The organism is Moraxella pluranimalium (genome assembly GCF_002014825.1).
Taxonomy (GTDB): domain Bacteria; phylum Pseudomonadota; class Gammaproteobacteria; order Pseudomonadales; family Moraxellaceae; genus Moraxella; species Moraxella pluranimalium.
The window spans coordinates 12,902-31,282 of sequence record NZ_MUYU01000008.1 but is presented as its reverse complement, the minus strand read 5'-3'; the positions used below and the strand labels follow the sequence as shown (position 1 = coordinate 31,282).

Genomic DNA, 18,381 nt, shown 5'->3' with positions numbered 1-18,381 from the left:
ATCTCATCACCCATTTGTAGTTATAAAAATTTACAATATCGTCCAAATATGGCGTGATATAATAGTACGATTAATGCGCAAAATACTTGCCTAACGATTTGGGGCGAAGTGCTTGCGGTTGATGATTTTTATTTTTGACATTTTTTTGATACTAAGGAACAGCTTATGTGCGGTATCGTTGGTGCTATTCGCACCCATCATAATGTGGTTGATTTTTTGACAGACGGGCTAAAACGCCTAGAATATCGTGGCTATGACTCATCAGGCATCGCCGTGCAAACCGAGACAGGGATTCGCCGTGTGCGTCGTGTTGGTCGTGTGGCTTTGATGGAAGAAGCCGCCAAAAACAAAGAAATCTATGGTCATACCGGCATCGGTCATACGCGCTGGGCGACGCATGGTGGCGTCACCGAACCAAATGCACACCCACACATTTCAGCAGGACTTATCTCGGTGGTGCACAATGGCATCATTGAGAATTTTGAAGCCGAACGCAGCCGCTTAGAAGCACTGGGCTATGTGTTTGAATCACAAACTGACACCGAAGTCATCGCCCATAGCGTACACCACGAATACATCAATAATGGCCATGACCTATACCAAGCGGTACAGTCAGCCACTGCTCGCTTTCATGGTGCTTATGCCATCGCCGTCATCGCCAATGATCAGCCAAATCAAATGGTTGTTGCTCGTATGGGCTGTCCGCTGCTGGTGGCGTTCGGTGATGATGAAATCTTTATCGCTTCTGATGTGTCGGCGGTGATTGCCTTTACTCGCCGAGTGACTTATCTAGAAGATGGCGACATCGCCCTATTGCACGCTGATGGTATCACCAAACTACTCGATAAAGACGGCAACGAAGCTGAACGCATCATCAAAACTTCTGAGCTGTCTTTGGCATCGCTTGAGCTTGGCCCATACAGCCACTTTATGCAAAAAGAGATTTATGAGCAGCCTCGTGCGGTGTCAGATACGGCTGAGATTTTCTTGGAAGGTGGCTTTATCGCTGAGAACTTTGGCGAAGATGCACCAGAAATCTTTGGCAAAATCAACAGCATCAAAATCCTTGCCTGCGGTACTTCGTATTATGCCGCTTTGACAGGCAAATACTGGCTTGAGAGCATCGCCAAAATCCGCTGTGATGTTGAGATTGCCAGCGAATACCGCTATCGTGATGTCATCGGTGATGAAAATGAACTCATCGTCACCATCAGCCAATCAGGCGAGACGCTTGACACGATGGAAGCGCTCAAATATGCCATGACCCAAGGGCACAAATACAGCCTATCGATTTGTAATGTCATGGAATCGGCGCTACCACGCAGCTCAACGCTGGCTATCTATACCCGTGCTGGTGCTGAGATTGGCGTGGCAAGCACCAAAGCCTTTACCACACAGCTTGTAGTGCTATTTGGCTTGGCGGTAACTTTGGGCAAGATCCGTGGCCATGTCAGCGATGAGACTGCTGAGCAATATGCCGAAGAGCTACGCCTGCTACCGGGTAGCATTCAGCACGCCTTGAACCTAGAGCCACAGCTTGGCGCATGGGCACAAAAATTCTCCGCCAAGCCATCGGCACTATTCTTAGGTCGTGGTATCCATTATCCAATCGCTCTAGAAGGCGCATTGAAGCTTAAAGAGTTGACCTATATCCATGCTGAAGCCTATCCAGCTGGTGAGCTTAAGCATGGCCCGTTGGCACTCGTGGATGAGAATATGCCTGTCGTCGTCATCTCACCAAATGATGGATTGCTTGATAAAGTCAAAGCCAATATGCAAGAAGTCAGCGCCCGTGGTGGTGAGCTGTTTGTCCTATCTGACCTAGACAGTGATTTCACCGCTGGTGATGGCATCCATGTCATCCGCACCCCACGCCATGTCGGTGTGCTCTCGCCAATCGTTCATACCATCGGCGTACAGCTATTGTCTTATCATGTCGCCCTAGTGCGTGGCACAGATGTGGATAAACCACGTAACCTTGCCAAGTCGGTGACGGTGGAATAATATCGATAAACAAACAAAATGGCTCAACTCTGCGTTGGGCCATTTTGTTTATAATCCTGTCAATAAAAAAAACGACAAGCCATCCGACTTGTCGCCTCTACAATCGATGGCTTAGCCACCAATCTTCTTATATTTCATACGCTTAGGGCCTGCATCCGCACCAAGCATCTTTTTGCGGTAGGCTTCGTACTCGGTGTAGTTGCCGTCATACCACACAGGGCCTTCTTCTTCGAATGCTAGGATATGCGTGGCAATACGGTCAAGGAACCAGCGGTCATGCGAGACCACCATCACTGTACCCGGGAATACTTGCACCGCATCTTCTAGTGCACGCAAAGTTTCCACGTCCAAATCGTTCGATGGTTCGTCAAGCAGGATAACATTCGCCCCTTGCTTGAGCGTCTTGGCAAGTTGTAAGCGGTTACGCTCACCGCCTGATAGCTGACCGACGCGTTTTTGTTGGTCTTGACCTTTGAAATTAAAGCGGCCGATATAAGCACGGCTTGGCGTGGTGTATTCACCAACCGTAATCATATCAAGCCCGTCAGACACTTCTTCCCACACAGTCTTATTGTCATCAAGCTCATCACGCACCTGACCGACATAGGCGACTTTGACACTCTCGCCGACTTCGACCGTGCCGGTATCTGGCTTGTCTTTACCGCAAATCATGTTAAACAGTGTGGTTTTACCCGCACCATTTGGGCCGATGATGCCGACAATTGCCATCGGTGGCACGGTGAATGATAGGTTTTCGTACAACAGGCGGTCGCCAAATGATTTTGAAATGTTATTCACTTCAATGACTTTGTTGCCTAGGCGTGGTCCTGGTGGGATATAGATTTCCGCCGTTTCGTTGCGCTGTTGGAATTCACGAGAGTTCATTTCTTCAAAACGCTCTAGACGAGATTTAGACTTGGCTTGCTGACCTTTTTGGTTCTTACGCACCCATTCCAATTCTTGTTTTAGGGCTTTGGCAAAAGCTTCTTCTTGCTTTTGCTCTTGTTCTAGACGCTTGTTCTTTTGCTCAAGCCACTCGGTGTAGTTGCCTTGATATGGGTAGCCATAGCCACGGTCAAGCTCCAAAATCCATTCAGCGACATTGTCAAGGAAATAGCGGTCGTGGGTAATGGCAACAATCGTACCTGAATAATCTTTTAAGAAACGCTCAAGCCATGCCACTGATTCTGCATCCAAATGGTTGGTCGGTTCGTCAAGTAGTAGCATATCAGGCTTGGACAGTAGCAGACGGCACAGTGCCACACGGCGTTTTTCACCACCTGATAGCTTGGACACATCCGCATCCCATGGGGGTAGGCGTAGTGCGTCGGCAGCTTTTTCAAGCTGGGTGTTTAGGTTATGCGCATCCCATGCTTGGATGATGTCTTCCATCTTGCCCTGCTCGGCGGCAAGCTTATCAAAGTCCGCATCAGGCTCAGCATATTCAGCATAAATTTGGTCAAGGCGAGCTAGTGCATCTAGTGCTTCACGCACGCCATCTTCGACATTACCACGCACATCTTTATTTGGGTCGAGCTGTGGTTCTTGGGGTAGATAGCCAACTTTGATGCCTGCTTGTGGGCGGGCTTCACCGCTAAACTCGGTATCCACGCCTGCCATGATGCGCAGTAGCGTTGATTTACCAGCGCCGTTTAGACCGAGCACGCCGATTTTGGCACCCGGGAAAAATGATAGGCTGATGTCTTTTAGGATTTCACGCTTTGGGGGAACAATTTTTGACACCTTGTTCATGGTGTAGATATATTGAGCCATGAGTTTCCTGTTTTTGGTTTATGACAATAAAGGCTTAACTGCTTATTATCGCATTGATACAGGATTTGGGCAAGGTGATTTTGGGGTTTTGGGTGGTAAAAAACGGCGCATCACGCACCGTTTTTATCATTAAACTGCCCTAGATATTCAAGTAATGCTTGCCCATCACCATACAGGGCTTGATTTGGTACAATAAGCCACCCGCCATCATGCTCAATCACCAATTGTGGCACACCCGACACGCCCAAACGCTGTGCCAACTGCTGCCCAAACCGAATGCATGCTAATAGATGGTCTTCGGTTACAGGGTCGCTTACTGTTGGTACAATATCGCCCAAACCTTGTGTTTGCAAAATATCGGCAATCACGCTCAAATCGGCATTGTCGCGCCCGTCCACATAACGCGCGGTTTGCAAGGCACTCAATACGGCAATTTCTTGTTCAGGTGCCATTTCACGGACGGCAGTCAAAGCCAATAAGCTGTTTTGTGAATCAAATTGCCCACCGCCTTGCAACACATTTTCACGATAAGCGGTTCTGAATGCTTGCCCTGTTAAGCGTTCGATACGCTCATCGTTACCCCATGCGTATTGGGCAAAATCCGCGTCCATCACGCGACCGCTACGGAAAAACAAACCCGTTGGCGTAAGCTCCACAGGATATTGAGACGCAACCGTTTCTAACGCAGGTTTCGCCCCATAGCACCAACCGCACAACGGGTCAAAAAGATAATAAATTTTCATGATTTTTCCAATTTTCAGGCTGCCTGAAATGACTTTTACCACTTCATCTCACCTTTATTCACTTTTGCACCTAATTCCAAATTGAATTTGGCAGGTAAATTAGGATATGCCTTATCCATCGTAGCAATGACGGTGCTACTGTCTTTGCCCTTTAATGCTTGCTCAAAAGTTTGCAAATAAGTTTTTGTAAAATCAATGGCGGTGCTATCCAATGCCGTGCCTTGTGCCATATGACCTGCAATCACTTTTTGCGGATTTAAGGCTTTCATCTCATCTAATTGGGCAATCCACGCCTGACGGTATGATTTGGTTTGCGTATCGGCAGTCCAAACGTGCATATTGCCAAATACGCCAATATTGCCAGTAATCGTTTGAATAGACGGTATCCACACATAAGGGCGATGTGCCAACAGACCTTTTGTCCCACGAATTTCAATGGTTTCGCCTTCCAGCGTCAAAGTTGTACCGTTTAATGCCGTTGGTAAAATCGGCTTACGGGGTGCATTTGCTCCCATTCTTGGCGACCAAGTGGCTAATTTATTGGGTAATTTCGCTTCAATCTTTGCCAATACCGCAGGTGTCGTAACCACTTGAACATTTGGGAAAATTTCTTTAATGGTTTCTACCCCAAAATAATAATCAGGGTCGGCTTGACTGACTAAAATGGTGGTCAGCGTCTTTTTGCTGTCCAAAATATCGGCAGAAATACGCAATGCGTCCGCACGAGTAAACCCCGTATCAATCAAAATGGCTTCTTTTTCTCCTGTTACCAACGTGGAAGTAACATTAAAACTATTGCTATCTGCTTGATACACTTTCACATTTAATTCAGCATGTGCAGCAGCAGAAAGACCTAATGTTAATGTTAAAAAGACTGTTTTCAAGTTCATACTATTCACCTTAAAAGTTAAAAAAATCATTGAATATGTGTATTATAATGAAATAAAATTTGCGAAAAATACCGATTTTTGAATATCATTATTTCTTTATTTGAAATAATTAGGAGCATACATGGACAAATTAACCGCCATCAAAGTGTTTTTATCGGTTGCTGAAACAGGCAGTTTTACCGCCACCGCCGACCGTTTAGATATGTCCAAACCCATGATTACACGGCATATTGCCCTAATGGAAGAATGGCTCAACGCTCGTTTGTTTCAACGCACCACACGGCAAGTGCAATTAACAGACGCTGGCGAACAAGCCGTGATTGTTTGCCAAAAAATGTTGGCGTTAAGCATTGAATTAGAACAAGAATTATCAGCACAACAAGGCGATTTGCGGGGCAATATTCGGTTGAGCAGTAGTGGTTCGTTTGGGGCGGTGCATTTGACGCAAGCGGTTAATGTGTTTTTGCGTGAACACCCCAATTTAAACATTCATTTGGAATTAGGCGATAAATTGCTGGATTTGGTTGCTGAACGCATTGATTTGGCGGTACGCATTACCAATCAGCCCGACCCGAATTTAGTGGCGCGAAAATTGGCGGATTGTCATTCGTTGATTGTTGCCACGCCTGAATATTTGGCAAAATTTGGCACGCCCACGCACCCCGAAGATTTACGCCAACACCGCTATTTAACCCACGCCAATATCAACCGCAAAGAATGGTATTTTTATCAAAATAATCAAGAATATGTATTAGAATTAACCAGCCAATTAACCACCAACGAAACCACCGTTTTGTTGAATAGCGTGTTGTCGCATAGTGGCGTGGCGATGTTGCCGAAATATTTGATTGAACATCATGTGCAAACGGGGCAACTGCAAGCGGTGTTGACCGATTGGCAATTACCCAAATTCACGATTTATTTGCTGTACCCGTCTCGGCATAAATTGCCATTGACGGTGCGGAAGTTGGTGGATTTTTTGGTGGGGTATTTTGCGGATAGGGATTGGTAATAATTTTCAGACTACCTAAAAATAAAAATGGTCAATTCTGCAAATGATAATAGCAAAACTGACCATTTTATTATTGATTTTTCAATTACTTACTTGCCACAGTAAAACGCTTGTGCAAATGTGCTTTATTTTCTACATCGTCGCTAATCGCAATCGCCAAATCCGCAACACTAATGCCTGCAGGTACATCACCATTCATCAACAGATTATCATCGCCTAAACGATATACACCTGTACGCTCTTCGCTATAGCCAGCAGTGACGCCAAGCAGGGCAGGCGGTGAGATAAACGCCCAATTGACATCGCGGCGGTCTTGTAAGTCAGTTAATAAATTGCGTGCAGCGTTAGCCCCATCAAAAATCTCTTTTGGAAATGCAGGAGTATCAATCAGTTGCACATTTGGCGCAACAAACAAACTACCTGCACCACCCACAACCAATAAATACGGCACATTAGCGACTTTGCTTGCTTCTACAATCGCATTTGCCCCACGGGTAAAATCCGCCCCAATATTTGGGTTTGTCCAACCGGGGTTAAATGCACTCACCACCGCATCAAAGCCTTGTAATTGCTCGGCAAAGTTGTCTGAATGTACATCAGCTACGACTGCTGTTACATTATCCGCTTGTGGGGCTTTGGCGATATCACGCACAAATGCGGTAACTTGATGACCACGGCTTGCCAATTCTTTGACAACCGCCCCGCCCACATAACCTGTTGCGCCGATGACTGCAAATTTTTTCATAACATATACTCCAATTGTTTAATCAGTTAAAATCTTGCAAAATTGCTTGATGTGGCGTATTATAAATATATAAATTATTTTTAGTAAGTACTTACAAATTTGTAAGTATGAAAATTTTTAGCGAAACTTTGCTAAGTCACTGATTTTAAAAGGTTTAAAAATGTCAAAAAATTCATTTGATTTTGAAAAAGGGCGAGTTTTATCCGCACAATGCCCTTCTCGCCAAATTCTACAGCATCTCACCAACCGCTGGGGCGTGCTGGTGATGATTGTACTTGCCACAGGCACTAAGCGTTTTAGCGAAATCCGCCGTGAAATTGAAGGCATCAGCGAGCGAATGCTGACGCAAACCCTGCAACAGCTTGAGCAAGATGGCATGGTGCATCGCAAATCGTTTAACACCGTGCCGCCCCATGTGGAATATACGCTCACCGAATATGGGCAAACGGCAAGCATCAAACTGGCTGATTTGGTGGATTGGCTTGAAGAGAATTTGAGTGAGATTTTGGCAAGTCAGCCAAGCAAATAAGCCATGCCATCTAGCTTATCGCCACAAGCCCCATGACAATGAGTGCAGGCACGGTTTGGAAAAAGATGATTTTTCTGCTGGCAGTCATCGCTCCAAACACGCCTGCAACTGCCACACAGCCCAAGAAAAAGTACGCCAATGCCACAAAATTAACCGACAGCAATGACCAAAAAAGCCCTGCGGATAAAAAGCCATTATACAAGCCTTGGTTCATTGCCAGTACTTTGGTAGTTTTGGCAAATTCATCATTATGTCCAAACGTCTTTTTACCTGCAGTTTTGTCCCATAAAAACATCTCTAGTACCAAAATATACAGATGTAATATCGCTATCAAAAATACGCCAATTTTTGCCACAAATAACATTGACATTCTCCAATAAAAAATATGCCATTTGCATAGCACAAATGGCATACGATGATTTTAATGATTATAAATCAAAAGTTTGCACAACATTGACGTGCAGACGCACATCGACATTACCACGAGTCGCATTAGAATAAGGGCAAACTGCATGGGCTTTTTCAATCAATGTTTTGGCATCTTCCACGCTCAAGCCTTCAACGGTGATGGTAATATCCAAATCTAGGGCAAATGCACCGTCCGCTTTTTGACCGATACCCACGCCAACAGTCGTGCTAGATTTGGTCGGTTTAATTCCCAAACTTGGGGCAACATGGTTCATCGCACTGTCAAAGCAAGCGGCGTAACCCATTGCAAATAGCTGTTCTGGGTTAGTGCCAACTTTGCCACTGGTATTTTGAAATGATACCAAATCAAAACCGATTGAACCATCATCAACTTGGGTATGACCATCACGACCGCCAGTTGCTGTTGCTGATGTATGATAGAAAATTTTCATAAATTCACCTTAAATATTAATTACTATAAAATTAGTTCTGCATTAACTGTTGATGGGATTATTATATTGATTTTGGGCGATAAGCGGTATATCATTACTGCAAAATACTTGCCTATTTCTACAAATTTTTATGATATTTAGATAATCGCTCATGCTATCAGATAACCAATTGAACCGCTTATTACAAGTGATTCCGCACAATCAAACTTATCATTCTGCCATTCAAGGCTTAATCATTCATCATGCCGATAAGCCTTTTTCTTATGAAAATATCATCCAAGAGTCGAGCATCTGCATTGTCATTCGTGGCGAGCGAGAAATTCAGCTCGGCGAGCAGGTGTTTGTGTTTGGCGATGAGCAGTTTATGTTCTGCCCTGTGGATGTGCCGATGTGTGGCAATATTCGCCATGCTACCGTCGATGAGCCGTTTGTGATGCTATCGATGAAAATTGATAGGCAAGCAGTGCATCAGATTTTGCTCAATCATACAGTGGACCTTGCGCCATCATCACAGCCAGCAGATAGCTTTGGACAATGGCAACTGGATGATGCACTCAAACACGCTTTTGAGCGGTTATTACTCTTGCACGAAACTCCAGATGATATTGCCTTTCTTGCACCGCTGATTCAGCAAGAAATTTATTATCGGCTACTCATCGGCGAGCACGGCGACAAACTAAAACGCATGGTCAGCATCAACTCCAACACCCAAAAAATCGCTAAGGCCACCAAATATCTACAAAGCCACTATCGTGATGCAGTGTCCGTGGATAGCTTAGCTAAGCTGTGCGGTATGAGCGTGTCGGGCTTTCATCATCATTTTAAACAAATCACGACCTTATCACCGCTACAATACCAAAAATCGCTGCGGCTGATGCAGGCTAAGCAATTGATTATCAAAGAAAATATTCCAATCACACAAGTATGTCATCAGGTCGGCTATGAAAGCCCAAGCCAATTTAGCCGTGAATATAAGCGGTATTTTGGGGTGTGTCCAAAAAGTGATGCCAATTAGTGCCTATTCCCCCAAAAACTGCCGTCTATAGGCTTGTGGCGATACTTGATAAATCTTTTTAAATTGTTCACGAAAAGCCGTCGCCGTGCCAAATCCGACATGTTCAGCGATTTGCTCAACAGATAGCGTATGACTTTCTAACAAATCTCGCCCTTGTTGCACCCGTGCATGAATCAGCCAATCATGAAACGACTGTCCCGTCGCACGGCGAAAATGCCGAGTAAAGGAACTACGGCTCATATTTAGGCGTTTTGCCAACTCATCAATCGGGTAGGAATGCATGAGATTTTGGCGGATATGTGTCAATAATTCACCCATTGCTTGATGATGCTCGTAAACAGGCTCTTCAATATATTGAGCCTGTCCGCCCAATCGGTGTGGTGATACGACCAAAAGCCTAGCCACATGATTGGCAACTTTACGCCCAAACAATGACCGCACAATCGCAAGCGAACAATCCAGCCCAGCAACTGTACCTGCCGATGTTGTGATTTGCCCATCTTCAACATATAAGGCATTTTCATCTAAATGTACGTTGGGAAATAAGGTTTTAAATACATCATTTTGATACCAATGCGTTGTTGCTTTTTTACCATCTAGCAATCCTGCATAAGCGAGCACATAAGTACCATAACACAGCCCAACAATTTTCTTGCCTTTGGCATAAAACCGCTGTAAGGCTTGTACCAAGTCATCATCAGGCGGTGTGTGAATATCATGCCAACCGCACATAATTGCCATATCACAATCATCAAGCAATGCCAAATCACCATCGGCTTGTATCAAAAATTTATTTTGATTCGCTAAACTACTGGGCGTGGCAATGATATGAATTTGACACAAAGCTTGATTATTTTCTTGACAATGGCTAAACACCATAAATGGTGCTGAAAAATGAAAAGGGCTAATCTCTGGATACAGAATCAAACCAATACGATAAGGTTTTTGCATAATTGACCCAAAACTTTCGTTATTTGATAAATAGGTCAATGGTAGCACAAATTTTAGGCTGATAAAATAGACATCATCAACACCATTGAATAATTTTGGAGAAAGCTATGTTTATCAAAAATGTTAAGTTTGAAAAATTCACTTTAGGTCTTATGTTAGCAAGCCTTGTTGGCTTAACTGCTTGTCAAGCGACATCACATCAGGTTGTGACCAAAACAGCAATCTCTCAAACCAGTAGTGAATATCAACATATTCGTAATGCAACCGCTAAAATTGAATATGCAGGCAAAACCTTTTTGATTGACCCATATTTGGCAGAAAAAGGGCGTTATGCAGGATTTGAAGGCACGGTCAATAGCGAAAAACGCAATCCTTTGATTGATATGAAACAAAGCATTGATGAAGTGATTAAAGGTGTCGATGCAATTATTGTTACCCATACTCACGCTGACCATTGGGACGAAGTCGCCCAAACCCGCTTACCAAAAGATTTGCCGATTTTTGTACAAAATGCAGGTGATGCACGCATTATTCGTGAACAAGGGTTTAAAGATGTCAGAGTTTTAGGCAAAAATACACAATTTGGCGATGTCTTATTATCCAAAACTGGCGGACAGCATGGCACAGATGCCATGTATGCCATTCCACAAGTTGCAGAAATTGCAGGTGATGCGATGGGTGTTGTTTTTCAAGCTCGTGGTGAAAAAACGCTGTATGTCGTGGGCGATACCATTTGGAATGATGACGTTAATAGTGCCTTAAAACACTATCGTCCTGATGTGCTAGTGTTAAATACAGGCTATGCCCAATTAAAAGGTTTTGATGGTAGTTTGATTATGGGAACGGACGATGTGGCTCATGCTTATAAAGCCGTCCCCCATGCCCAAATCATCACGGTGCATATGGACGCTGTGAACCATGCAACGGTCAGTCGTGAGCAAATGCGTGAGTTTATCAAAACACATAAATTTAGCGATAGAGTATTTGTACCTGCAGAAAATGATGTGATTAAGTTTTAAAACCATGGCTTAACCACATCACACACTGTCGCCACAATCGGCGGCATTGTTATTGGCGAGCATCGCTCATCTACCACTGTGCTGATTTTGGCGGTGGTATAGCACGGTGAAATTTACCAAAAATCACTTATTTTCCACAACAAAACCTTGTATAATTGACAATCGGTCTTATTTAAGTCAAGAATTAATTTTTGGACACTATTTGGACAAAGTCGCTATGAATACTGGGAATACTGGTCTGACCCTAACTGACAATGCCGCTGCCAAGCTTGCCAAGCTCAAAGCCACCGAAGGCAATGACGCCTTGATGCTTCGTGTCTATGTGACAGGTGGTGGCTGTTCTGGCTTTAGCTATGGCTTTGATTTTGCTGAAGAATTGGGCGATGATGATGCCACCTTTGATAATGGTACTGAAGTTTTGGTGGTGGATTCATTGAGCTATCAATACTTGGCAGGCTCGACCATCGACTACACCGAAGGGCTCGAAGGCTCTCGCTTTATTGTCAATAATCCAAATGCCACCACCACCTGCGGCTGTGGCTCATCGTTCTCTATCTAAGGGCTTGTGTGCCGTTTTTGCCTATCGATATGCAAAAGCAGCACACCGCCGCGCCCCAAATTATTTTGCCAAGCGGTTTGCTTCTCTTTATAATAACAAGACAATCCAACAAGCAAACACCATAACATAAGAATTGCACCATGACTCAATCAACCTTTACTCTACCGACTTGGTTTGCACCGCATTTGGTTGCAGGGATGCAGCGTGGTATCGAAAAAGAAGGTTTGCGGATGCAGCCTGATGGCTATTCTGCCAAGACTTTTCACCCAGCCAAGCTCGGCTCAAAGCTGACCCACCCTTATATCACCACCGATTATTCTGAAAATCTACTTGAGCTCATCACCGACCCCAAGCCATCCATCAAACAAGCTTTGGATATGCTCAGAGATTTGCATGTACTCGTGCATCGCTCGCTTGAGAATGATGAGCTGATGTGGCCGATGTCGATGCCGTGTATGTCATCAGATACCGACAGCGACATTCCACTGGCGGACTATGGCACATCCAATATTGGTAAGCTTAAGACCCTATACCGCTCGGGACTTGGCGTGCGTTATGGTCGCAAGATGCAGACGATTGCAGGACTGCATTATAATCTGTCTGTGGGCGATGATTTGTTTAGCGCATGGCACGCTGCCGATGACGATGGCAAGGATTTGGCAAGCTTTAAAAATGCCAAATATCTGGCACTGATTCGCAATTTTAAACGCCTAACGCCACTGGTGCTGTATCTACTTGGTGCTAGCCCTGCGGTGTGTGGGACATTTTTGAGTGGGCGTAAGCATAGCCTTGTCAGACTTGGCGAGACTTGTAGCTATTATCAGCCCGACGGCACGAGCCTACGCATGGGCAAGCTTGGCTACACCAACAGCGTCCAAGAAGATTTGGATATTCGCTATAATGACCTAGATGAATATATTCAAGGTCTGCGAAAAGCCATCGGCACGCCGTATGCCGACTTTGAAGCCATCGGCGTCGATGATGCGCAGGGCAATCCGATTCAGATTAATAGCCATATTCTACAAATCGAAAACGAATATTACAGCCCGATTCGCCCAAAACAAGCCACCAAATCTGGCGAGACGCCAACGGCGGCACTGGCGGCACGGGGCATTGCTTATGTGGAATTTCGAGCCATTGACCTAGACCCCTATGTCGATATCGGCATCAGCGTGCCGACGGCGTGTTTCTTGGAAGTCTTGGCACTGTACTGCCTGCTCAATGAATCGCCTGCGCTACTGCCTGATGAAGAAAAACGCCTGAACAAAAACATCGAAACCGTCGTCAATCACGGTCGCCAAAGCGGTATCACCATCAGCACCGAGACTGGCGAGGTTTGCCTGCATGATTGGATTGTCCATCATCTATCGCAGATGCAGCGTATCGCTGACGCCTTTGATGCGCATCATGGGGGCAATGACTACCGCAGTGCGCTGGCGATGATGCAAGGCAAAGCCACCAATCCTGATTTTACGCTCTCCGCACAAATCGAAGCCGACTCACGCCGAGCCGGTGGCACATGGGCGCTGGGTAAACTGCTCGCCCAAAAACATCAAGGCGAATTACTGCGTCATGCACTAAGTTGCGCCGACGAAGCCAAATTTGATGCCATCGCCGCCGAATCCATCGCCGAGCAAGCACGCCTAGAAGCGTCGGATACCGTTGATTTTTATGACTATGTGCAAGCCTACCGCTAACTGGAGCGCCCAATGAACCTAAGTTATCGCACCCTAAATGCCCTACTTGTCGTCATGGCGGTCGTGGTCAGCGTCTTTGTCATCGCTTATCTACAAAATTATTTATTCCTTGACCCGTGCCCGCTGTGCATCTTTCAGCGGATTGGTCTGTGGATTTTGGGCGTGTTTGCGCTATTGGCAGCCATCTTTAATCCAAAAGGCAAAACCGTCCGCCTGCTATTTTGGTTAGGTGGCATGGCAGGCACGCTGTGGGGGCTTGGCGTCGCTGCTCGTCATACTTGGATTCATTATTTCCCATCAACCGAGATGGTCGAATGTGGCGCAGGGCTCAACTATATGATTGACACCATGCCGATGGGTGATGTCTTTTCAAAAGTTCTATTTGCCAAAGGCGACTGCACCATCATCGACTGGACGGTGCTTGGGCTATCCATCCCTGCACAGGCGCTGATTATGTTTATCTTTGCCTTGGTTGTACAAGGTGTGATTTTGAAAAAAATCTTAAAAAACCAACCTTAATTTTATCCATTTATTATTTTCAAGTTTTACAGTTTTAAAGGTCAATTATGCACATTCATATCCTTGGTATCTGTGGCACATTTATGGGGTCGCTTGCACTACTGGCTCGTGATCTAGGTCATACTGTCACAGGCTCAGATACCAACATCTACCCACCGATGAGCACACAGCTACAAGACGCTGGCGTGGAGATTTGGGAAGGATACAAAGCCGAACATCTAGACCCTGCACCGGATTTGGTGGTGGTGGGCAACGCCTGTAAGCGCGGCATGGAAGCGGTGGAGTATATGCTCGATCAGCACCTGCCTTATACATCGGGCCCGCAGTTTCTTTATGAACAAGTGCTAAAAAATCGCCATGTGCTTGCTGTCGCAGGTACGCATGGCAAGACTACGACCACGACCATGCTGTCATGGATTTTGCAGTATGCAGGGATTGATACGGGCTTTTTGATTGGTGGTGTGCCACTCGTTGCCACCGAAGATGAACGCTTGCAGCGTGCTTTTGCTCATTCTAGTCACCTAGGTGAGCAGTATTTTGTCATCGAAGCGGACGAGTATGATTCGGCGTTTTTTGATAAGCGTTCTAAGTTCGTGCATTATCGCCCGACGACTGCGATTTTGAACAACTTAGAATATGATCACGCGGATATTTTTGCCAATCTGGACGCCATTCAGACGCAGTTTCATCATATGATTCGCATGATTCCAAGCTCAGGGCAAATCATCATGCCATCAAACACTGACAGCCTAGAAGAAACCCTAGCCAAAGGCGTATGGACACCAGTGCTACGCACCGCCATCGACGGTGATGGTGATTGGCAGGCGACACTACAGTCAGCTGACGGCTCAGCATTTGGCGTTCGTTTTGGCGATGAGATGGGCGAAGTGCATTGGGGCATGAGCGGTCTGCACAATGTCAATAATGGCCTGGTCGCCATCGCCGCTGCGCACCATATCGGTGTCAGCGTCGAGACAGCTTGTGCTGCACTATCAAGCTTCGGTGGCATCAAGCGCCGTATGGAGCTGATCGGTGATGTGAATGACATCTTGGTCTTTGATGACTTTGCTCACCACCCGACCGCCATCACCACGACACTTGATGGCGCTAAAAAACGCCTAGCTGACCGCCGTATTTGGGCGATTATCGAACCACGCTCAAACACCATGAAGCTTGGCAGTCATCGTGATAGCCTAGCGCCATCGGCATCGCTCGCTGATCAGGTGATTTGGTATGAACCAAAGGGCTTGACTTGGGGGCTTGTCGATGCCATCGGTGATGCGCCAAATCAGCTAGTGCTAGATAGCGTCGATGCCATCATCGACCACATCAAGGCGAATGCCACCGCAGGTGATGCCATCATCATCATGTCAAATGGGGGCTTTGAAGGCATTCATGGTAAGATTGTGGCGGCACTCGCTTAATTCTATCCGTCTTATTCAGGCGCATCGACAAACAAACCCTGCCAACTTTCATCGGCAGGGTTTGTTTTTTTGCAATGATTTGGTTTGGCAAATCAAAAAATTAGGTCAGAACCAATCAAGACTTGCTTAGTCAGGCTTTTTCAAACTTGCGACCTTCAAAAGCCTCAATCAATGCTCGCTCAGCATCCGTCCACGGCGTCTTTGACATAGTACTGTCAGTGCGAACAATCACCGCCTCGCCCATCGCCACAACCGCCTGCTGGTCATGACTGAACACCGTGTATTCTTGCACAAGGCTCGTATTGCCAAGATGCTTGATACGCACGCCAATCAGCAAGGTATCTGGATAATTGACCGGACGGCGATACTGCATACTTGAACCTGCCAAAATCGTCAGCAAATCCTCACGCTCATGCATGAGTCCAAGCGCACGCATATAGCTGATACGCGCCGACTCTGCATAACGATAATAGGCGACATTGTTTAGATGTTTAAAACTATCCATATCGCCCCATTGGACAGGCTGGACATGGACAACGGGAAATTCTACCAAGCTGCTTGGGCGAGCATCACCCACCAAAATCGGCTCAATAATATTCTCAATCTTAAGCATAGCATATCCTTACCATCAATTCATGCAATTTGATTATGCCTTTGGCGGTGTGTAGCCTTGCGGCTTTTGATAATCGGCATTATCAAGAAATTTTTCACGCTGTTCGTTGATAAATGCTTTGGCATTTGGGTCAATCATACTAAGATGATTTTCGTTAATCAGCATGGTTTGTAGTTCAATCCACTCATTCCATGCCTTGGCAGACACGGTGTTTTGGATTTCTTGACCTTTGGCATTGGGAAATGGCGGATTTGGCAGTTTTGGCAAATTTTCTTTGTATTTACGACAAAACACCATGTGCTCAGCTGGGTTAAAGGTTTGCATAGGTAGTCCTTGGTGGTATTTAACAACCCATTATAACAAACCTTCTCTTAAAATTCAGCTCTTTGTATTCAAGCTTGTCGGTCATCTAATTTCTTCTACATAAAGCTTGACACGGTGCGTAAGGGAGAAGTAGAATACAAATAAGCTTTAGCAAACATTAAGGATGAACCTAATGGCTCAATATACAGCAAAAACTGTTCGATTTGAGTATACCAGCTCAAGTGGGAAAAAACAAAATGAATTGCAGTTATTTCAGAGCAGACGGCAAGAGCGAATCTGCTGTGATTGTAGCTTTTAAAAAGCGTTTCCCAAATACAAAAGATATAATCATTCTGTCAATCGAATGGTAGTAACTTATCAGATTATGAATGAATCCTGATGGCTTAGCACCGAATCCACAGATGAAGCGCTTAAGCTTGTCGGAATCAATGCTAGTTACATTATTCTCTATCTCGCAACGAGAAATGCAATCAGAAATTATAGGAGTTTTTATGAGTGATAATTATGCCGAATATCTTGGCAGTAACGGCAAGCACCAACACACCATTCAGCGCTTAGAAGACAATTCTATCAAAGTTATTCCCGTTAGCACAAAAGCACAACTTCGTCTAATCGCCAAACATTGTGGTTTTGACTATGAGACAAGTTGGACGACTCAGCAGTTTGGTGCAAAGCTTATCGACTTTTTGCATGCACAAGATGCTAGCAACGTAGTATCTTCCGATGCCAAAAAAGCAGCCATCTTTAATGGTGTGGATGGGCTATACAAACACACCATTGAACAGTCTGCAAACAATATTATCACCATTACTCCTGACAGCACCAAAGCCATTTTGCGCTTGATTTTTGCTGACATGAATGAAGATTATGATAAGAACTGGAATACTCAGACCATGGGGGCGAAACTCATTGACTTATTAAATGGCGAGTTACACCAAGATGATGCCGATGACATCGATGAAAGCATTGATGAAGATGAAAAGGCAAATGAAAACTGGGAGTGGTGGCTAAACGCAGGTAGCAATATGCGCTTTTTGCTACTTTATGAGCTTGAAAGACAATTGGGTATATTAAGTGATAATAATTGTGAAACAGATGAAGATGGTGCGTTCTATATTTACCACAGATCTATCGAGCAATTAAATCAGGAAGCAAATGACGCCTTAATGCCCTATCTTGTCAATGACTATATTGTGGAACTTGAGCATCTGTCTGTCACTGAAGCCTCTCAGTCTGAAGTTGGCAGCTGGCTTGTAGGCTTTTGCTTTGAACATTTCGATAGATTGGCATATCTGTCGGAATTAAAATCATTAAGCTTCAAACATGATAATACCCTAAGTTTTATCCCACATTCTTTAGCGGGAATCAAAAATCTTACTCATCTTGATTTGAGCGACACTAGTATTGGCGCCGATGATCCAGAAGAAGATATTGAAAATTTATTTAATATTGCCAAATCTCTGCAAAAATTACTCATTCTTGATTTGAGAAATACGGAAATTACCGATCATTTGACAGATGAGCAAAAAGATGAATTGCAAGAACTATTACCTAAGTGTGACATCATGTTTGACTAGCAATTAGCTAGTTCTTGCACTATACATAATTACATCTTCGCAATAATTATTTCTTAATTCTTTGCAAGGCTGTCAAAGCATTCGCATGACATCATGTTCAGCGAATGCTTTTTTGTTTTACCAATAT

General features: G+C 44.9%; 19 protein-coding genes. 10 read left to right on the top strand and 9 right to left on the bottom strand.

The annotated features are described in order from the left end of the window. Positions 1–165 precede the first annotated feature (165 nt). A complete protein-coding gene (gene glmS, locus B0680_RS03555) occupies positions 166–2,004 on the top strand; it encodes a glutamine--fructose-6-phosphate transaminase (isomerizing) (RefSeq protein WP_078253683.1) in 1,839 nt (612 codons plus the stop codon). A gap of 111 nt (positions 2,005–2,115) precedes the next feature. On the opposite strand, the gene ettA is transcribed toward glmS, so the two are convergent. The 3 genes from ettA to B0680_RS03540 form a co-directional block, all read right to left on the bottom strand. Next, a complete protein-coding gene (ettA, locus tag B0680_RS03550; protein WP_078253682.1) occupies positions 2,116–3,777 on the bottom strand; it encodes an energy-dependent translational throttle protein EttA in 1,662 nt (553 codons plus the stop codon). A 110-nt stretch (positions 3,778–3,887) separates the two neighbouring features. After that, positions 3,888–4,520 (bottom strand): DsbA family protein, encoded by a 633-nt coding sequence (locus B0680_RS03545; RefSeq protein WP_078253681.1) that lies wholly within the window; start codon positions 4,518–4,520, stop codon positions 3,888–3,890. Positions 4,521–4,555: 35 nt separating this feature from the next. Continuing rightward, positions 4,556–5,410 (bottom strand): MBL fold metallo-hydrolase, encoded by an 855-nt coding sequence (locus tag B0680_RS03540; RefSeq protein WP_143821341.1) that lies wholly within the window; start codon positions 5,408–5,410, stop codon positions 4,556–4,558. Between the two features lie 121 nt (positions 5,411–5,531). Between B0680_RS03540 and B0680_RS03535 the strand changes: the two genes are divergently transcribed. Then, positions 5,532–6,422, top strand: coding sequence for a LysR family transcriptional regulator (locus B0680_RS03535; RefSeq protein WP_078253679.1), 891 nt, complete (start codon positions 5,532–5,534; stop codon positions 6,420–6,422). Between the two features lie 85 nt (positions 6,423–6,507). Here B0680_RS03535 and B0680_RS03530 read toward each other — a convergent pair whose 3' ends face one another. Beyond that, a complete protein-coding gene (locus tag B0680_RS03530) occupies positions 6,508–7,167 on the bottom strand; it encodes an NAD(P)-dependent oxidoreductase (RefSeq protein ID WP_078253678.1) in 660 nt (219 codons plus the stop codon). A 160-nt stretch (positions 7,168–7,327) separates the two neighbouring features. Here B0680_RS03530 and B0680_RS03525 point away from each other — a divergent pair, with 160 nt between their 5' ends. Continuing rightward, the gene (locus tag B0680_RS03525) at positions 7,328–7,696 is read left to right on the top strand and encodes a winged helix-turn-helix transcriptional regulator (RefSeq protein ID WP_078253677.1); all 369 of its coding nucleotides are present in this window, start codon (positions 7,328–7,330) and stop codon (positions 7,694–7,696) included. 10 nt (positions 7,697–7,706) lie between these two features. On the opposite strand, the gene B0680_RS03520 is transcribed toward B0680_RS03525, so the two are convergent. Then, the gene (locus B0680_RS03520) at positions 7,707–8,060 is read right to left on the bottom strand and encodes a DUF1304 domain-containing protein (protein ID WP_078253676.1); all 354 of its coding nucleotides are present in this window, start codon (positions 8,058–8,060) and stop codon (positions 7,707–7,709) included. Positions 8,061–8,124: 64 nt separating this feature from the next. Then, the gene (locus B0680_RS03515; RefSeq protein WP_078253675.1) at positions 8,125–8,556 is read right to left on the bottom strand and encodes an organic hydroperoxide resistance protein; all 432 of its coding nucleotides are present in this window, start codon (positions 8,554–8,556) and stop codon (positions 8,125–8,127) included. A 151-nt stretch (positions 8,557–8,707) separates the two neighbouring features. Here B0680_RS03515 and B0680_RS03510 point away from each other — a divergent pair, with 151 nt between their 5' ends. Beyond that, positions 8,708–9,571 (top strand): AraC family transcriptional regulator, encoded by an 864-nt coding sequence (locus tag B0680_RS03510; protein ID WP_078253674.1) that lies wholly within the window; start codon positions 8,708–8,710, stop codon positions 9,569–9,571. Positions 9,572–9,574: 3 nt separating this feature from the next. Here the strand turns inward: B0680_RS03510 and B0680_RS03505 are convergent, their stop codons facing one another. Further along, positions 9,575–10,522 (bottom strand): GlxA family transcriptional regulator, encoded by a 948-nt coding sequence (locus B0680_RS03505; protein ID WP_078253673.1) that lies wholly within the window; start codon positions 10,520–10,522, stop codon positions 9,575–9,577. Between the two features lie 107 nt (positions 10,523–10,629). On the opposite strand from B0680_RS03505, the gene B0680_RS03500 reads away from it, so the two are divergent. The 5 genes from B0680_RS03500 to mpl all read left to right on the top strand — a co-directional run bounded on the left by B0680_RS03500 (position 10,630) and on the right by mpl (position 15,740). Further along, entirely contained in the window at positions 10,630–11,541 is a 912-nt protein-coding gene (locus B0680_RS03500; protein WP_078253672.1) for an MBL fold metallo-hydrolase, read from the top strand. 217 nt (positions 11,542–11,758) lie between these two features. Next, on the top strand, positions 11,759–12,100 hold the full coding sequence (gene erpA / locus B0680_RS03495) for an iron-sulfur cluster insertion protein ErpA (RefSeq protein WP_078253671.1): 342 nt from the start codon (positions 11,759–11,761) through the stop codon (positions 12,098–12,100). Positions 12,101–12,240: 140 nt separating this feature from the next. After that, positions 12,241–13,797, top strand: coding sequence for a glutamate--cysteine ligase (gene gshA / locus B0680_RS03490; RefSeq protein ID WP_078253670.1), 1,557 nt, complete (start codon positions 12,241–12,243; stop codon positions 13,795–13,797). A gap of 12 nt (positions 13,798–13,809) precedes the next feature. Beyond that, positions 13,810–14,316 carry a disulfide bond formation protein B gene (locus B0680_RS03485; RefSeq protein WP_078253669.1) on the top strand — a complete coding sequence of 169 codons (507 nt, stop codon included), beginning with the start codon at positions 13,810–13,812 and terminating at the stop codon, positions 14,314–14,316. A gap of 47 nt (positions 14,317–14,363) precedes the next feature. Then, positions 14,364–15,740: a UDP-N-acetylmuramate:L-alanyl-gamma-D-glutamyl-meso-diaminopimelate ligase gene (mpl, locus tag B0680_RS03480; protein ID WP_078253668.1), complete on the top strand. Its 1,377-nt coding sequence runs from the start codon at positions 14,364–14,366 to the stop codon at positions 15,738–15,740. 130 nt (positions 15,741–15,870) lie between these two features. Here the strand turns inward: mpl and B0680_RS03475 are convergent, their stop codons facing one another. Together B0680_RS03475 and B0680_RS03470 are read right to left on the bottom strand one after the other, a co-directional pair. Further along, positions 15,871–16,353 carry an acyl-CoA thioesterase gene (locus B0680_RS03475; protein ID WP_078253667.1) on the bottom strand — a complete coding sequence of 161 codons (483 nt, stop codon included), beginning with the start codon at positions 16,351–16,353 and terminating at the stop codon, positions 15,871–15,873. Between the two features lie 33 nt (positions 16,354–16,386). Then, positions 16,387–16,677 (bottom strand): oxidative damage protection protein, encoded by a 291-nt coding sequence (locus B0680_RS03470; protein WP_078253666.1) that lies wholly within the window; start codon positions 16,675–16,677, stop codon positions 16,387–16,389. A gap of 491 nt (positions 16,678–17,168) precedes the next feature. On the opposite strand from B0680_RS03470, the gene B0680_RS03465 reads away from it, so the two are divergent. After that, the gene (locus B0680_RS03465; RefSeq protein WP_078253665.1) at positions 17,169–18,254 is read left to right on the top strand and encodes a hypothetical protein; all 1,086 of its coding nucleotides are present in this window, start codon (positions 17,169–17,171) and stop codon (positions 18,252–18,254) included. The last annotated feature ends 127 nt before the right edge of the window (positions 18,255–18,381 follow it).

Excerpts from the sequence above, each read along its gene's own strand:
- glmS (WP_078253683.1), top strand. The coding sequence starts at position 166 with ATGTGCGGTATCGTTGGTGCTATTCGCACCCATCATAATGTGGTTGAT.
- ettA (WP_078253682.1), bottom strand. The coding sequence starts at position 3,777 with ATGGCTCAATATATCTACACCATGAACAAGGTGTCAAAAATTGTTCCC.
- B0680_RS03545 (WP_078253681.1), bottom strand. The coding sequence starts at position 4,520 with ATGAAAATTTATTATCTTTTTGACCCGTTGTGCGGTTGGTGCTATGGG.
- B0680_RS03540 (WP_143821341.1), bottom strand. The coding sequence starts at position 5,410 with ATGAACTTGAAAACAGTCTTTTTAACATTAACATTAGGTCTTTCTGCT.
- B0680_RS03535 (WP_078253679.1), top strand. The coding sequence starts at position 5,532 with ATGGACAAATTAACCGCCATCAAAGTGTTTTTATCGGTTGCTGAAACA.
- B0680_RS03530 (WP_078253678.1), bottom strand. The coding sequence starts at position 7,167 with ATGAAAAAATTTGCAGTCATCGGCGCAACAGGTTATGTGGGCGGGGCG.
- B0680_RS03525 (WP_078253677.1), top strand. The coding sequence starts at position 7,328 with ATGTCAAAAAATTCATTTGATTTTGAAAAAGGGCGAGTTTTATCCGCA.
- B0680_RS03520 (WP_078253676.1), bottom strand. The coding sequence starts at position 8,060 with ATGTTATTTGTGGCAAAAATTGGCGTATTTTTGATAGCGATATTACAT.
- B0680_RS03515 (WP_078253675.1), bottom strand. The coding sequence starts at position 8,556 with ATGAAAATTTTCTATCATACATCAGCAACAGCAACTGGCGGTCGTGAT.
- B0680_RS03510 (WP_078253674.1), top strand. The coding sequence starts at position 8,708 with ATGCTATCAGATAACCAATTGAACCGCTTATTACAAGTGATTCCGCAC.
- B0680_RS03505 (WP_078253673.1), bottom strand. The coding sequence starts at position 10,522 with ATGCAAAAACCTTATCGTATTGGTTTGATTCTGTATCCAGAGATTAGC.
- B0680_RS03500 (WP_078253672.1), top strand. The coding sequence starts at position 10,630 with ATGTTTATCAAAAATGTTAAGTTTGAAAAATTCACTTTAGGTCTTATG.
- erpA (WP_078253671.1), top strand. The coding sequence starts at position 11,759 with ATGAATACTGGGAATACTGGTCTGACCCTAACTGACAATGCCGCTGCC.
- gshA (WP_078253670.1), top strand. The coding sequence starts at position 12,241 with ATGACTCAATCAACCTTTACTCTACCGACTTGGTTTGCACCGCATTTG.
- B0680_RS03485 (WP_078253669.1), top strand. The coding sequence starts at position 13,810 with ATGAACCTAAGTTATCGCACCCTAAATGCCCTACTTGTCGTCATGGCG.
- mpl (WP_078253668.1), top strand. The coding sequence starts at position 14,364 with ATGCACATTCATATCCTTGGTATCTGTGGCACATTTATGGGGTCGCTT.
- B0680_RS03475 (WP_078253667.1), bottom strand. The coding sequence starts at position 16,353 with ATGCTTAAGATTGAGAATATTATTGAGCCGATTTTGGTGGGTGATGCT.
- B0680_RS03470 (WP_078253666.1), bottom strand. The coding sequence starts at position 16,677 with ATGCAAACCTTTAACCCAGCTGAGCACATGGTGTTTTGTCGTAAATAC.
- B0680_RS03465 (WP_078253665.1), top strand. The coding sequence starts at position 17,169 with ATGAGTGATAATTATGCCGAATATCTTGGCAGTAACGGCAAGCACCAA.